Source organism: Anaerotignum lactatifermentans (genome assembly GCF_014982935.1).
Classification (GTDB): Bacteria; Bacillota; Clostridia; order Lachnospirales; family Anaerotignaceae; genus Anaerotignum; species Anaerotignum lactatifermentans.
On the sequence record NZ_JADCKK010000067.1, the window covers coordinates 1 to 12,995 of the forward strand.

The 12,995-nt window shown below is 37.6% G+C and carries 19 protein-coding genes; 8 read left to right on the forward strand and 11 right to left on the reverse strand.

Annotation, left to right across the window (positions count from 1 at the left end; genetic code table 11):
- Positions 1-313: 313 nt before the first annotated feature.
- The 11 genes from INF29_RS14965 to INF29_RS12440 all read right to left on the reverse strand — a co-directional run bounded on the left by INF29_RS14965 (position 314) and on the right by INF29_RS12440 (position 5,292).
- Positions 314-928, reverse strand: coding sequence for a recombinase zinc beta ribbon domain-containing protein (locus tag INF29_RS14965; protein WP_272872659.1), 615 nt, complete (start codon positions 926-928; stop codon positions 314-316).
- A complete protein-coding gene (locus INF29_RS15250; protein ID WP_272872660.1) occupies positions 850-1,092 on the reverse strand; it encodes a recombinase family protein in 243 nt (80 codons plus the stop codon). The genes INF29_RS14965 and INF29_RS15250 overlap by 79 nt, the downstream gene beginning before the upstream one ends.
- 25 nt (positions 1,093-1,117) lie before the next feature.
- Positions 1,118-1,558, reverse strand: coding sequence for a recombinase family protein (locus INF29_RS14805; RefSeq protein WP_330608330.1), 441 nt, complete (start codon positions 1,556-1,558; stop codon positions 1,118-1,120).
- Between the two features lie 115 nt (positions 1,559-1,673).
- The gene (locus tag INF29_RS14810; protein WP_243184164.1) at positions 1,674-1,880 is read right to left on the reverse strand and encodes a hypothetical protein; all 207 of its coding nucleotides are present in this window, start codon (positions 1,878-1,880) and stop codon (positions 1,674-1,676) included.
- 68 nt (positions 1,881-1,948) lie between these two features.
- Positions 1,949-2,212, reverse strand: a complete 264-nt coding sequence (locus INF29_RS14815) for a zinc ribbon domain-containing protein (RefSeq protein WP_330608331.1) — start codon at positions 2,210-2,212, stop codon at positions 1,949-1,951.
- A 9-nt stretch (positions 2,213-2,221) separates the two neighbouring features.
- A complete protein-coding gene (locus INF29_RS14820) occupies positions 2,222-2,536 on the reverse strand; it encodes a recombinase family protein (protein ID WP_243184166.1) in 315 nt (104 codons plus the stop codon).
- Positions 2,533-2,940, reverse strand: a complete 408-nt coding sequence (locus INF29_RS14825; RefSeq protein ID WP_243184167.1) for a hypothetical protein — start codon at positions 2,938-2,940, stop codon at positions 2,533-2,535. The genes INF29_RS14820 and INF29_RS14825 overlap by 4 nt, the downstream gene beginning before the upstream one ends.
- 351 nt (positions 2,941-3,291) lie before the next feature.
- The gene (locus INF29_RS14830; RefSeq protein ID WP_243184168.1) at positions 3,292-3,615 is read right to left on the reverse strand and encodes a recombinase family protein; all 324 of its coding nucleotides are present in this window, start codon (positions 3,613-3,615) and stop codon (positions 3,292-3,294) included.
- Entirely contained in the window at positions 3,563-4,111 is a 549-nt protein-coding gene (locus INF29_RS14835) for a recombinase family protein (protein WP_243184169.1), read from the reverse strand. The genes INF29_RS14830 and INF29_RS14835 overlap by 53 nt, the downstream gene beginning before the upstream one ends.
- Positions 4,074-4,511, reverse strand: coding sequence for an SHOCT domain-containing protein (locus INF29_RS14840; RefSeq protein WP_243184170.1), 438 nt, complete (start codon positions 4,509-4,511; stop codon positions 4,074-4,076). The genes INF29_RS14835 and INF29_RS14840 overlap by 38 nt, the downstream gene beginning before the upstream one ends.
- A gap of 361 nt (positions 4,512-4,872) precedes the next feature.
- Entirely contained in the window at positions 4,873-5,292 is a 420-nt protein-coding gene (locus INF29_RS12440; RefSeq protein WP_193486940.1) for a hypothetical protein, read from the reverse strand.
- Positions 5,293-6,170: 878 nt separating this feature from the next.
- On the opposite strand from INF29_RS12440, the gene INF29_RS12445 reads away from it, so the two are divergent.
- From INF29_RS12445 to INF29_RS12480, 8 genes are all read left to right on the forward strand, one after another.
- Complete coding sequence (locus INF29_RS12445; protein WP_193486942.1) at positions 6,171-7,334, forward strand: restriction endonuclease PLD domain-containing protein; 1,164 nt, start codon at positions 6,171-6,173, stop codon at positions 7,332-7,334.
- A complete protein-coding gene (locus tag INF29_RS12450) occupies positions 7,334-9,196 on the forward strand; it encodes a Z1 domain-containing protein (RefSeq protein ID WP_193486944.1) in 1,863 nt (620 codons plus the stop codon). Before INF29_RS12445 ends, INF29_RS12450 begins: the two co-directional genes overlap by 1 nt.
- 11 nt (positions 9,197-9,207) lie before the next feature.
- Entirely contained in the window at positions 9,208-9,681 is a 474-nt protein-coding gene (locus INF29_RS12455) for a very short patch repair endonuclease (RefSeq protein ID WP_193486946.1), read from the forward strand.
- Positions 9,675-10,262, forward strand: a complete 588-nt coding sequence (locus INF29_RS12460) for a hypothetical protein (RefSeq protein WP_193486948.1) — start codon at positions 9,675-9,677, stop codon at positions 10,260-10,262. The genes INF29_RS12455 and INF29_RS12460 overlap by 7 nt, the downstream gene beginning before the upstream one ends.
- Before the next feature lie 272 nt (positions 10,263-10,534).
- Positions 10,535-11,500: a restriction endonuclease PLD domain-containing protein gene (locus tag INF29_RS12465; RefSeq protein ID WP_193486950.1), complete on the forward strand. Its 966-nt coding sequence runs from the start codon at positions 10,535-10,537 to the stop codon at positions 11,498-11,500.
- Positions 11,501-11,520: 20 nt separating this feature from the next.
- Positions 11,521-12,132 carry a hypothetical protein gene (locus tag INF29_RS12470; RefSeq protein ID WP_193486952.1) on the forward strand — a complete coding sequence of 204 codons (612 nt, stop codon included), beginning with the start codon at positions 11,521-11,523 and terminating at the stop codon, positions 12,130-12,132.
- Between the two features lie 24 nt (positions 12,133-12,156).
- Positions 12,157-12,282, forward strand: a complete 126-nt coding sequence (locus INF29_RS15255; RefSeq protein ID WP_207728172.1) for an HNH endonuclease — start codon at positions 12,157-12,159, stop codon at positions 12,280-12,282.
- Positions 12,283-12,411: 129 nt separating this feature from the next.
- A complete protein-coding gene (locus tag INF29_RS12480) occupies positions 12,412-12,813 on the forward strand; it encodes a hypothetical protein (RefSeq protein ID WP_193486956.1) in 402 nt (133 codons plus the stop codon).
- Positions 12,814-12,995 lie beyond the last annotated feature (182 nt).

The following is a 12,995-nucleotide window of genomic DNA, read 5'->3' on the forward strand; positions in this document are numbered from 1 at the left end:
CCGCATAGTTCTCTCGGAATGATGACACCAAATGAAAAAGAAGAATGGTACTGGGCACAGCACTAAGCAGCTGTACTCGGCACTTTTCTTTATAAATTGTGTCCACTTTATTGACTATAGTCCACTATTCTGAATCAGCTAACGCACCAGTTTATCATCGTATTCTGTCAGTACGCAGTTTGTTTTGTCCAGAAAATTCTCGATATCTTCCATCTTCCTGCCATTTTCGCCTCTACTTGTTGCTTTGATCTGCTTCATTTCCAATGCTTCTATCTGTGCTGTAATCGCTTGACAACGTTCCTCAAAGGCGGTTTTATCGCCGTTCTGCTGGGCTTGTTGCTGTATCAGCTCTTGCCATTGCTTTTTGCAGTTTTTTCTTTTCTTTGGCATATTCGGAATCCTCTGTACCATGCGTCAGTGCTGTAACTACATTTTTTATGAATGTCTGGACGAAGTCATCTTTGTTTTCAAGAACCTGATTGATGGCGTGCAACACAGCTCTATGTAATACGCTTTCCTCTATGGTGGTGGAATCCTTGCAGTATCTTGTCCCATTTCTCAGCCTGTTTTCGCATCTCCATACGGCTTTCTTTTTCCCATACTTAGACCAGATTTGTCTGCGGTACTCACAGCCGCATTCTTTGCAGACCGTGATCTTGGACAAGGCGTATTTTCCGCTATGCTTTCCCTTTGATTCTGTTTCCTGTTTACTGGACTTCTTATATATATTTGCACGCTGGTGCAGTTCTTCCTGGACTTTATAAAATACTTCTCTTGGTATGATCGCTTCATGGTCATTTTTCACATAATATTTTTGAAGTTCCCCTTGATTTTCTTTTCGTGCTTTGGTTAGATAATCTGTTTTAAATGCCTTTTGTGCCATGGTGTCACCGATATGCTGATTGTACGGATTGAATTTACATTCCATTGCGTATTGCCCCTGATAGTTTTGATACCCTTTTCTTTCAGCATACAGGCAATGCTGTTCAGGCTTTCCCATTCCAGATATTTTCCGTAAATCAAGCGGACTGTTTCTGCTTCTTCTGGGATGATATGTAGCTGTCCGTCTATACCTTTTTGATATCCAAACATTCTTCTAACCAGTACCTCTCCTTTTTCATACTTTACGTTTTAAGCCCCATTTCACATTTTCACTGATGTTTCGGCTTTCTTCCTGTGTCTGGCTGCTGAGTATGGTAATCAGCAGTTCACCTGTAGATTCCAACGTGTTGATATGTTCTTTCTCAAAGTAGACAGCGATATTTCGCTCTTTCAGTTTTCGAATACAGGATAGGCAGTCAACTATATTTCTGGCAAATCGGCTGATAGATTTTGTTAGGATCAGATCGATATCTCCATCCTTTTGCAGGCATCTTTCCATCATGGCATTGAAGTTATCCCTTTTTTTCATATCGGTTCCAGAGATACCACCATCTACATATATTCCAGCTAACTGCCAACTGGGGTTTTCTGTAATTAGCTTGGTAAAGTATGTCACCTGTGCTTCATAACTGGTTTCCTGGTCTTCCTGTGCGGTACTGACTCTGCAGTATATCACAACATTGATTCGTTTTATTTTCTGTTTTTTTGCTGTATGAATATTGATCTTCGGTGGAATAACTTGAACTCTTCGTTCATATGTAATACCCATAATATGCACCCTTTCTTTTTCATCATAATGTTTCTGTCATCGCTGCTCCGTTTTTCAGTGTGAATACCACTCTGCCGTCTTTGTATATGGTAATGGCTTCAATGATGGCATCAAATAAATCTTTATTGAATGTTTTTTCTTCCGGCTGCTCTTTGTACTGCTGAATCAAGTCTTCTATTTTCTGTGTGTAGTATGCTGCTCCACCAGCATCTGTATCTTCGTACTGCAATGATGCTCTTTTGTATATCAGATTCAGCAATTCATCTATGTTATGGTCGCTGTTATTTTTGAGAAGCTCTATTTCATGCTCTGCTGCCTGTAAGCGGAAAATTTTTTTCTTCCGTACACAGTGATTTTTCGAATCTGTTCTGGATGTTTTTCCAAATTCCCTACTGCCTGCATAAACAGTTCCTTGACCTGCTCTTCCTGTATATGCTGATTTCTACAGGTGACTCTGCCTTTTACCAGACGTTTGCAGCAGTCCCATCTCTGCAACTCTCCATGCTTGTAGCAGTGATACGCACTGCCGCATTCTTCGCACTTCATTTTATTTCCCAGCAGAAACTGCTCTTAATTGTAGATATAGGGCTGTTCCTTGCCAATGGCTTTGCGTCGTTCTTTTTTTCTTTGCTGTACGGCTTCAAACAATTCCTTATCAATGATTTTTGGAAAGTTCTCGTTTCCCAGATACCTTCTATCACTAAGCATATCGCTGAGTCTAACTCGGTTGATTTCCAGTCCTTCAATATGGTCTTTCAATCTGGATACTGGAACACCGCTGTTATATACCCTGAAAATCTCCTGTACGATTCTGCTTTGCTTCTCGTCGGATTGCAGCATCCCATCTATAAATTGATAACCATAAACTGTTACTTTTCCGTTCATTCTTTTTCCCTTCTTTCTGTCAGCTGTAACCCATTTTTTAGCTGGAAGACCAGCTCATTTGGATTTATAATAATCTGCTTTATGATTGCTTGGAATAATGTCTTGTCGTATGCCTCCCGATACTGTGATCCTTTTTTGAGTTGCTTGATCAGTTCTTTGGTTTGTGTCAGTTCTTTTCTCTGTCTGGATTTACGAAGACACTGTTCCTTTGCCTTTTGGTATTCCATCAGCCTTTTCTCATGACACTTTGTTGCTCCATATAAAAAGCAGAGTCGATCATCTCTCCACTTGCCAAGCGGCTGAGAATCTCTCTCTGCTTTTTCTGTTCCTGTACTTGCTTTTTCTAATTGCTCCAACTGCTTCTGAATCATAGGTATTGCTTGCAACTGCTCCAGCTCATTCATCAGTGGTACCAGTATCTCATCGCAGTGGTTTGACAGCTTATTCCACATAGTTATGAATGATTGCTCCAACAGGCTTTCCTTAATAATGTCATTTTCGCATAAGTCCTTTGTTTGTATGCGTCTTGCACAGCTCTACGTGACATTGCTTTTGCCTGTTCTGTCTTTTTTCGCCTGACGATTGTATAAGGAGCCGCAGATACCACAGATAACTTTTCCTTTAAATTTCGATATTTCTTCTATCTGTTTCTCTTGATTTTCTTTTGTTCTGTTGGATTTTTGTTTCAGCATCCTTTGAATGGCTTCGTATTCTTCATGTGTTACAATTGGTTCGTGGTCATTTTCAATCAGTATCTAACGATACTCCCCATGGTTTTTTCTTCTAACAAATGGTACAGTATCTTGGCTGTATGTTTTCTGGAGAAGCAAGTCCCCTGTATAGATACTGTTTTTCAGAATGATATAAATGGCTCCGCCTAACCATGCCGCCTTTCCTGTTTTTGTTGGTATTTTTTGTTCATTCAGGCTTTTAGCAATCTGCCATATTCCATTTCCCTCCAGATATTCGTTGAATATAAATCTAACAACAGCTGCCTGCTTCTGATCCAGCTCCAGCAATCCGTTTTCATTGGTATAATAGCCATATGCTGGATTGGGCAGTATATAGGTACCTTTCAAAAATCTTTTTTGTATGCTCCAATTCTGGTTCGAGGAAATGCTTTCTGATTCCGCCTGTGCCACAGACGAATAGATGTAAAGTAGCAATTCGCTTTTTCTGAGAGTGTATGAATTCTTTCTCAAAATACACATCGATTTGTTTTTTCTTAAGTTCCCTGACAACCTTGATACATTCCACTGTGTTTCTGACAAGTCTGGATATGGATTTCGTACAGATGATGTCAATCTCTCCTGCTTCGCAATCTTCCAGCATACGCATAAAATCCGTTCTGCCTTTTTGCTTTGTTCCGCTTTTACCATAGTCCGCATAGATACCTGCGAAATTCCAGCCAGCTTTGCTACGAATCATGTTTTCATAATACTCCAACTGGGATTCATAATAGCCTTTCTGGTATGGAATATTTGTGCTGACTCTGCAATAAGCGCAGACGTTTTTGGGCTTTTGATGTTCCGTTTCATTAGCTGTAATATCTATCAGCTTTACTTTTTCTTCCATGGTATCTCCCTTTTTCAAGCAAAGGATACCTGTTTTTCAGTGACACATCTACTATTTTTTCATAAAGTTTGGCTTCTGACGGCTGGAAAATTTGCAGATTCAAACAATCTATTCTGTAGTATTCTTCTTCTATAATCAAATTTCGAAACAGCATTCTTGTCAATAACTCTTTAGAAAGCTGATATCTGATTTCCTTTTGCATCTGATCTTTTGACATATAAATTCCTCCATAATGACTATTTTCATATTTATGACCTTTTATCAAAGATCCACTTTTTCTCTGATAAAAAGTCACAAATGTGTGCCGCTTAATAGCGGCACACTGTTCTGACTTAAATTTGCCGTATTTGACACTACTTCCCCGACATTGGGCAGCAATATAAACTGTGCTTGGCTGCACACATAGGTTTTTCACCTCCCCCGTCATGCGGGCTGCCGTCCTTGCGATGTCTGGGACTCGGCAGAAGTATCATTGTGGCTCTGTTCCGGTCATGGCATTTGATCCTGCCAAAAGATCATGCCCATACAGCAAAATCGCTCGGATTATGTATTACAGACCAACCAACCTCTCTCAAAAATATGTTTATTTCACGTTCTGTTGTAACGAATCGTCATAGCGCACTGCATGGTACTGCTTGTCCTTCTCAGGCGAAACAGAGTAACGTATTTATATTGCTGGGTATGAATTTTTCAATGTGCATTGAGGAAAGAAAAACCCCCTCACTTATAAGCCGAAAAAACATACCCTTTAACAACCAATTTTAAAAATTTTTTTCAATTATTTTCTTTAGACTATTTAAAGCCTTTTTTTTATTCTTATGGATTGCCTGTTGTGTTACATTAGCTTTATTTGCAATTTCTTTCTCTGTATTTCCATTTGCTATCCCTTCACATATATGGTATTTATCCTCTATTTGAGCAATATATGACCAAATATCCAGCACTGCTATATTCTTTAAGGCCTCTTCTTCGACATTTATTGTATTATCTCTAATAAAGTCAACTCCATTCGCTTCTTGGGAATCCCAACTGTCGTAATGCAAAAGCCCATGGGCTTTATCTTTTTCTATCAAATATTTCTCTTTGCGTTCCATTCCGTAATAGGCTATGTATATTTCATCAGTTACTTCTACCAATACGCCTTGAATTTTTATAAAGTATTTTTTTCTATCGTTTTTCATAATCCATTCCTCCGATTCAAATTTGTTTTTTAGCGGCAAATTTAAATCAGAGGCTGGCGGTGATCGGCACCTGTTTTTGCAACAAAAAAAGCAAACCTCAAACTGAGATTTGCTTTTTTGCACAGCTGTTTTATATATACTATCGAAGAGATCAATGTATGGATATTGAATAGATTTTCCCATACAAAAATCACGGCATTTTCCATTTACATAAAATGCATACTGTTTTCCAATATTTTTTATGTATTCATAATTTTTGCCTTCATTTTTATATGTAAATCCATAAAAAATCGCATCCTTACGTTAATCACGACCTTTTCCAACTTTTTATAAATCTATAATACTGAAATATATCGAAAAAAATTGTAGAACCAGCTCGATTAGATGTGAGTTTTGTTCGACAAAAGATACTATTAAACTTTTTAATTACATAAAAAACAAACTGAAACAGATATATAATTATCAAAAAATTTTTTATAATCTCTCTCAAATGAATTTAAAATAATGACTTATATTTGGTTTATTTCAAGTATCCATCACCTATTTCTCAAAATATTTGCTTTTCATTTTCAGGCTTTTTGTAGTTTTAATCACAGTTGATTGTTTATTATTTGTATTTTTGATATAATTATTACAATAAATTAATTTTAAATTATAAAATCTACTAGCAATAATTAAAAACAGTACTATATACTTTTTAAAATGATATAAAAAATTCACACAGTATAGCCTGTACTGCATCAGGCAGAATTTTCAAGAATAACTGGAACTAAGCGTGTGCTTCAAATCTGTTTTTCAGTTGACTATGAAATAGTGTATATTCTCTAAGTCTAAAAGAAATTACATAAACAAGAAATCACCTATAAGGAGGTCATCAGATGAATCTGCTGTACTCTAACATTCTTCCGCTTGGAATTGAAGAAAATCAAAAAACGGTTTGCGACTGTTTTAATAGTGAAGCTGCTGCTTCAGATGCAATAGAAATTGCTGTAGGTTATGTTTCTAAGGCATCTCTTGAAGAACTTGACCATATTGTCAGATTTAATAATATCCAGCACATCCTGCTGGTAATTGGTATGTATTATGTAGAAGGAATGCCGGAATCGATGTATCACGCTGCTATTGATCTTAATCAAAAATGGGTTAATGATGGTATTGGAGAAATCCGTATGATTCGTGCCTTCAAGTATCATGGCAAACTCTATGCTTTCTATAAAAACAAGCAAGCAAAATCTGCTATTATTGGTTCTGCAAATTTAGGAGTTATCAAAAAGGAAGCATCTAATCTTCGCCAGTATGAAGTTTCTGCTGTTACTTTTGACCCTTTTGAATGTGGAGAAATTGCTGCTTTGATCCGAAAATTAGCCAGTCCTGCTTGTTCTTCTCGAATTGATGAAATTACAGACATGACATTGATTAGAGAAGTAAATGTTTCTCTAACTGGGGTTGACACTGTGGATCAACTTCCACAGACGCAAGTGGAATTGTTTGAAAAACACAAAACAAACATTTCATTCAACCTGCCAATTAAAGTTCCAGCCTTTGCGGAAAGGCACATGGATGATGGAAAGCACTATACAAAATCAAATTTAAATGTAAGCTATGCCGCCCCTCGAAGTGCTAGAAAATCACGTGACTGGTATGAAACTCAATTTACTGTCAGCAAAAAAATCACTCTTCTTCAAGGATACCCTGAAAAGAATGTTCCTTTTTATGTCATAACTGATGACAGCTATACTTTTAAAGCACATACAACCAGCGATGGAAACAAACAATTTAGTGCAGTAGGTGACGAATTAATTCTAGGACGCTGGATTAAAGGACGATTGGCAGCCGCCGGTTTGGTTACACCAGTAAATGATACTCAGCTTGATGTTAACCGCACCGGTATGATCACAAAAGAAATGCTTGCAGCATACGGATGTGATACTCTGGTGTTAACTAAAACAAATCAAAAAATGGAAGATGAAGAAGGCAATATGCTGGATGTATGGATTCTTTCATTTGAAGCAGCTTCAAGTGATAAGGGAGATGAAGCATAATGCAGTATTTGAAAACATATTTAAAAACCATTTCTGATCGTGGAAATCCAAAACTTGCAGAATCAATCTCTAAAACTGCTGAAGATGTCGGCACACAACATCTTAAGAACTTTTCGTTTTTCAGTCACGAAATCGGACTTTTATTTGGCAATGTCCAATCTGGAAAAACTGGACAGATGTTTGGAATTATATGTAAAGCTGCTGATCTTGGGTTCCCTGTTTTTGTCCTTCTCACTACAGATAATGTAGTCTTGCAGCAACAGACACTGGACCGTGTCAAAGTTGATTTAACAGGATTTTGTGTTTGTGGCGAAAATGATTCTGGACTGTTTATCAAAAACAGTCTTATGGTACCGACAATTATCGTATTAAAAAAGAATTATCGTATTCTCAGACTGTGGGCAAATGTATTTGCATCTACTGGGTTTATGAGAGGGAACCCACTGTTTATTATTGATGATGAGGCAGATGCTGCTTCTCTTAATACACTTGTAAATAAAGGGCGTCAGTCATCTATCAACAAATATTTGGACTCTATAAAAAATGGAGCATCCAGCAGCATCTACCTTCAAGTCACCGGAACACCGCAGGCAATTTTTCTTCAGACTATAGCTTCCGGCTGGCATCCATACTTTACCTATTACTTTGAGCCAGGAGATGGATATCTTGGGGGAGATTTTTTCTTTCCTAAAAACAAAACTGCTGACTGCATCACCTTTCTTGAAGATATATCCAAACCTGAGCACAACGTAGCAGTTCACCATCTTGCTGTTTCTGGACAACTCCTTGCCTCCGGAGGAAAAGTCTGCAACTGTCTGATCCACCCAAGCGTAAGGCAGGCAGTTCATAGCAAATACGAAAAAGCTATGCAGGCAGAGCTTTCATGGTGCCTAGAACATATCGATGATGAGTTTCGAACAGAATTAAAAAATGCTTATAACGAAATTCACCCAGAGAAGTCATTAAAAGCTGATTTTGATACTGTTTTTAAAATTGTAAAAAAACTATTGCAAAACCATGAGGTTAAAGTTCTAGTAATGAATGGAAAACATGATATAGACAGTTCAGAATACTCTACTGGTTCCAATATAGTAATTGGCGGAAACACACTTGGTCGCGGAGTAACATTCCCTGCTCTGCAGACAATCTATTATACAAGAACTAGTAAAAACCCGCAGGCAGATACCATGTGGCAGCACAGCCGAATGTTTGGCTATGACCGTGATCCAGGGATGATGAAAGTTTACATTGATGAACCTCTATACAAATTGTTTTCCGATATAAATGCAACCAATAATTCTATTATCGCCCAGATTGAAAAAGGCACCGAAAACATTAAAATTTATTATCCTGATGGTCTCAACCCAACCCGTGAAGCTGTGCTTGACAATAAAAAAGTATTTACGCTTTCTGGTGGAACAAACTACTATCCTTTCAATCCAGGCAACAATACAATTGAATACCTGGATAAATTCCTTTCCTCCTTTGATGAAAAGGAAGCATTTTATCAAGTAAGCCTGAGACTGATGAAGGAAATATTCAACCATATAACATCTGATGATGACTTCGATATATCCAGCTTTGTTTCAGTGATTGATATGATACTTGCTGATAAACCTTCAGCACAAGGTATATTAATTGTTCGAAGAAATAGAGATGTTGCCAAAGGAACAGGTGCCCTGCTGTCTCCTAATGACTGGAATCTTGGCGGTTCTTTTACAGATTATGTTGTGCTTACCATGTATAAGGTAACTGGACGCAAGGGCTGGGGAGGGAAAGAACTTTGGATTCCTAATATAAAACTTCCCGGCAATATTGTTTATTATGATGTTAAGGCTTCTGATGAAGAATCCTCTAATTGAGTGTACAGATTATGGATAATTTAACCCCTGAACAACGTCGGAAGAATATGCAGGCAATTAAAAGCAAGGATACAAGCATTGAGCTTCGCCTAAGAAAAGCCCTTTGGCATGAGGGCATCCGGTATAGAAAAAATTATAAAAAACTGCCTGGAAAGCCAGACATAGCTATTACTAAATACCATATTGCAGTTTTCTGTGATTCAGATTTCTGGCATGGCTATGACTGGGAAAATCGCAAGCAACGCATTAAATCAAATCAAGAGTACTGGATTCCTAAAATTGAAAGGAACATGGCGAGAGATAAGAACGTCACACAGCAGCTCAACAAAGATGGATGGGTTGTCCTTCGTTTTTGGGAATGGCAGATAAAAAAACACCTTGATGAATGTGTTGAAGCTGTAAAAAGTGCTATCGCGTATTCCGAAAAGAAAGGAGGAACAGGTATGTCAAATGATACCATTGATATACCGGATAATATATGTTAAATGTAAAAAATATCCATCTTTCTCAAGACGAACTAGCGCAGTGTATAGAATTTTCACAAAAAAGTGCATCTAATCAGCAGGCTGTTGAGTTTGGACAGAAAAGCACGAAAGCCCGCAGCACTAGTGAAATTACTAGGGACAACTTAATCGGAAAAATTGCAGAAGTGGCATTCAGCAAGATGATGAAGGAAAACTATGGCATTGATGTACCTTTAGATTTCAATTATTATCCGCGTGGTCAGTGGGACAGCCAGGATGCTGTAATCAATGGATGGAGAATTGATGTCAAAGGGACACGAAAAGGTGGACATTGGTTGCTGATTGAATGGAATAAACTTAATTTCCGCCAGCGAGACAACAATCTGTCACATCTATATGTTATGTTTTCTGTAGCTTGGGACCGTACACTGGACCGACCAACAGGGTCTGCCTGCTATGAGGGAGCTCTATCACTAAAAAACTTCAAACAGGCATCCAGACTACTCATACACTTCATAAGGGTGATTTGCTTCCTGGAACGCATACTATTCTCCAGGCAGATAACTTCGGCATTCAGTTTTCTGATCTATACAAACACTTAAACCATCTTGTGGCATACATTACTGAACAAGAGCCCCCTGAATCACTGACGGAAAAATTTGAAAATCCATATACTGGTCAAACAACTTCACAAATTCATTCAACAGAGAAACTTAATATGAATAAAACTTTAATCGAAAATATAGATGTAAATCAAAAAATAAGTATCTCATCTTCGATTATATCTTTGTTCAAAAAGCTGTTAAAGAAATAATAAATGTGTTCTTTTCCAATCGTATTGAATTGTATTGAAAGAAAGGAGTGGTTTAAATCCATGATTACCACAGATATATCAAAATCTGTACTGTTTGACCCTCTTGAGCTGGATGTCAATGAACTTTACATTATATCAGGATATGCTACTCCTACTATGCTGTCTTGGTACATAAAAAATTTATATCATAAAACTAATTCACCTATAAAGATCTCTTTGATGGTAGGTATGGTCCCATTTGACGGCATCAGTGTAAGTGTGCATGAAGGGTTTGTTCAGCTGATCCGTGATGATAAGCCGCAGGAAATTTCAAAACTAGAGTGCAGTTATATCTACGATCTACCATCTGTTCACTCTAATCTGTTTATTTGGGCAAAGGATAGTATCCCTAAAATTGCCTTTACAGGTTCTGCAAATTTTGTCCAAAGCTCCTTTGTTGGTCATCATCGACAAGAGCTTATGATTAACTGCGATCCTAAAACTGCTATGAATTACTATCAGTCTCTGATAGACCGCAGTATCTATGCCCATCATTCAGAAATAGAAGAATATGTGCAGATTCACCCTGCCCATCCTGTTCTTGATCGCGAAAATATGCTTATTGATGGTATTAATGCTACCCAAGAACGATATGAAACTATTACCCTTAGTTTGGTCACACGAACTGGAAAGCCAGGCACTCGGTCTGGCTTGAACTGGGGACAGCGACCAGGACGAAACCCGAATGAGGCATATATCCCACTGCCGACCAAAATTGCGAGAAGTGGTTTTTTTCCTCTTGAAAAACGTCACTTTACAGCAATCACAGATGACAGACATCAATTGATTCTGCGTATTGAACAGCAGAACAACAAAGCCATTACTACTCCAGCCAGAAACAGTGATTTAGGAGAATATTTTCGTAATCGCTTAGGATTAGCCAATGGAGCATTTGTAACACGGGAAGATCTTGACAGATACGGTAGAACAGATGTTATTTTTATTAAACTCGACGAAGAAACATATTATATGGATTTCTCATCTTGAGGTATAGGAAGTAAAGACTTATGGAATGGATAAGAACGGCAAATCTCAAAAAATACGATGTAATTGGGACTTTTAAGGCGTTTGCATATCTTGATTGGGTGAAGTCTGGCTTTGAGATTGCAGAAGGAGATATAGTATACATATATGTTGGAAAACCGTTTTCACGGATCATGTACAAGACTGTTTGTACTTGTTCCCAAGTTGATGAGGATAAGAGGATATTTGACCAAAAATTTTGGGACAATCCAGACGAATTTAATGTTAAAAAAGATAGAGTTCGGCTGAGATTAGAATCCAAAATAGGTTCAGATATGCTTTCTATTGAGGCGCTTCGCCAAAAGCATTTGATAAAAACCACTATTCAAGGAGCATACAAGGCGGCAAACTATCCCGAATTATTTTCATATATCAGACAATGTTTTGATGAACAGGATAAGCAGGAAATCAGTGCTTACTTAAGTTTGTTGTATGAAAATAACAATTTGAGAGAAACAGAAAAAAGTATCCTAGCAAAAGCACGAGTTGACCAGGAATACTTCAAGAAAAAACTCTTACATAAATACGGCTCTCAATATGCAATATGCGGTCTTGACAGTAAACCGTTGTTGGTTGGTAGCCATATAAAGCTTTGAGCTGAAGCAATAAGTGCCGAAAGGCTGGATGAAAACAATGGACTGCTGTTATGTGTCATGCACGACGCTCTATTTGATCGATATTTAATCACATTTGATGAAAATAGACATATTGTTATTTCGCAAATCCTAACAAAAGAACAGCGGTAAATTCTTCAAATTGATCCATCAATAAAAATAAGCATTAGGGACAAAACAAAGTGTTATATAAAAATTCATTATCAAATATTTTTTGAGAGGGAGCAATCCTTCCAAATGTAAAACGAGGAGATGTTTAATATGGCAAACACAGGTGATTCATATATTGTAACAATTAAAAGACCTCACCTTGAATGGGGAGAGTATCGTCATACTGATAGTCGAGGAATTGTCTACGGAGAAGGATACATTCAAATTCCTGCAAGTGAAGCCTATAGGTTTAATCTCTTAAATCCTCATGGAACAAACCATCAAGATATTTGGGGTAAAAATTTGTTTAATTGTGTATCGGCTGATGGTAGTTTTAGATGTATTTTGAGAGCTCAAGGAAATCAGGCAGATTGGCGATTTGCAAAACAATTTGCTGGCGACAATAATCTTAAAGCAATTGGCGATTGGTATTATAATACGGGAGCAAAAGAGGGTGACAAGGTAAAGGTCACTTGGACCAGCCCCACAGATATTGTTATCGAGCTTATATGAGTGTAAATGGCGGTGTTGCACTATAAATGTGCAACACCGCCATTTGATAATTTTAGGGAGTATCCCAAAGTTTGTGTAAACCTTCAAACTGATGTAAGATAAACTTACCAGTTTGGAGGTTTATTTTATGGCAAGAAAAAAAGATACACCACAAAAAGCTGCCCTTCGGGAAATGATGGGCA

Bases quoted from the DNA above. Each gene is read 5' to 3' on its own strand.
- INF29_RS12465 (WP_193486950.1), top strand. From the start codon at position 10,535: ATGATTACCACAGATATATCAAAATCTGTACTGTTTGACCCTCTTGAG.
- INF29_RS14825 (WP_243184167.1), bottom strand. From the start codon at position 2,940: ATGAATGAGCTGGAGCAGTTGCAAGCAATACCTATGATTCAGAAGCAG.
- INF29_RS14820 (WP_243184166.1), bottom strand. From the start codon at position 2,536: ATGAACGGAAAAGTAACAGTTTATGGTTATCAATTTATAGATGGGATG.
- INF29_RS12470 (WP_193486952.1), top strand. From the start codon at position 11,521: ATGGAATGGATAAGAACGGCAAATCTCAAAAAATACGATGTAATTGGG.
- INF29_RS12440 (WP_193486940.1), bottom strand. From the start codon at position 5,292: ATGAAAAACGATAGAAAAAAATACTTTATAAAAATTCAAGGCGTATTG.
- INF29_RS14835 (WP_243184169.1), bottom strand. From the start codon at position 4,111: ATGGAAGAAAAAGTAAAGCTGATAGATATTACAGCTAATGAAACGGAA.
- INF29_RS12460 (WP_193486948.1), top strand. From the start codon at position 9,675: ATGTTAAATGTAAAAAATATCCATCTTTCTCAAGACGAACTAGCGCAG.
- INF29_RS15250 (WP_272872660.1), bottom strand. From the start codon at position 1,092: ATGTTTGGATATCAAAAAGGTATAGACGGACAGCTACATATCATCCCA.
- INF29_RS12480 (WP_193486956.1), top strand. From the start codon at position 12,412: ATGGCAAACACAGGTGATTCATATATTGTAACAATTAAAAGACCTCAC.
- INF29_RS12445 (WP_193486942.1), top strand. From the start codon at position 6,171: ATGAATCTGCTGTACTCTAACATTCTTCCGCTTGGAATTGAAGAAAAT.
- INF29_RS12455 (WP_193486946.1), top strand. From the start codon at position 9,208: ATGGATAATTTAACCCCTGAACAACGTCGGAAGAATATGCAGGCAATT.
- INF29_RS14965 (WP_272872659.1), bottom strand. From the start codon at position 928: ATGGAATGTAAATTCAATCCGTACAATCAGCATATCGGTGACACCATG.
- INF29_RS12450 (WP_193486944.1), top strand. From the start codon at position 7,334: ATGCAGTATTTGAAAACATATTTAAAAACCATTTCTGATCGTGGAAAT.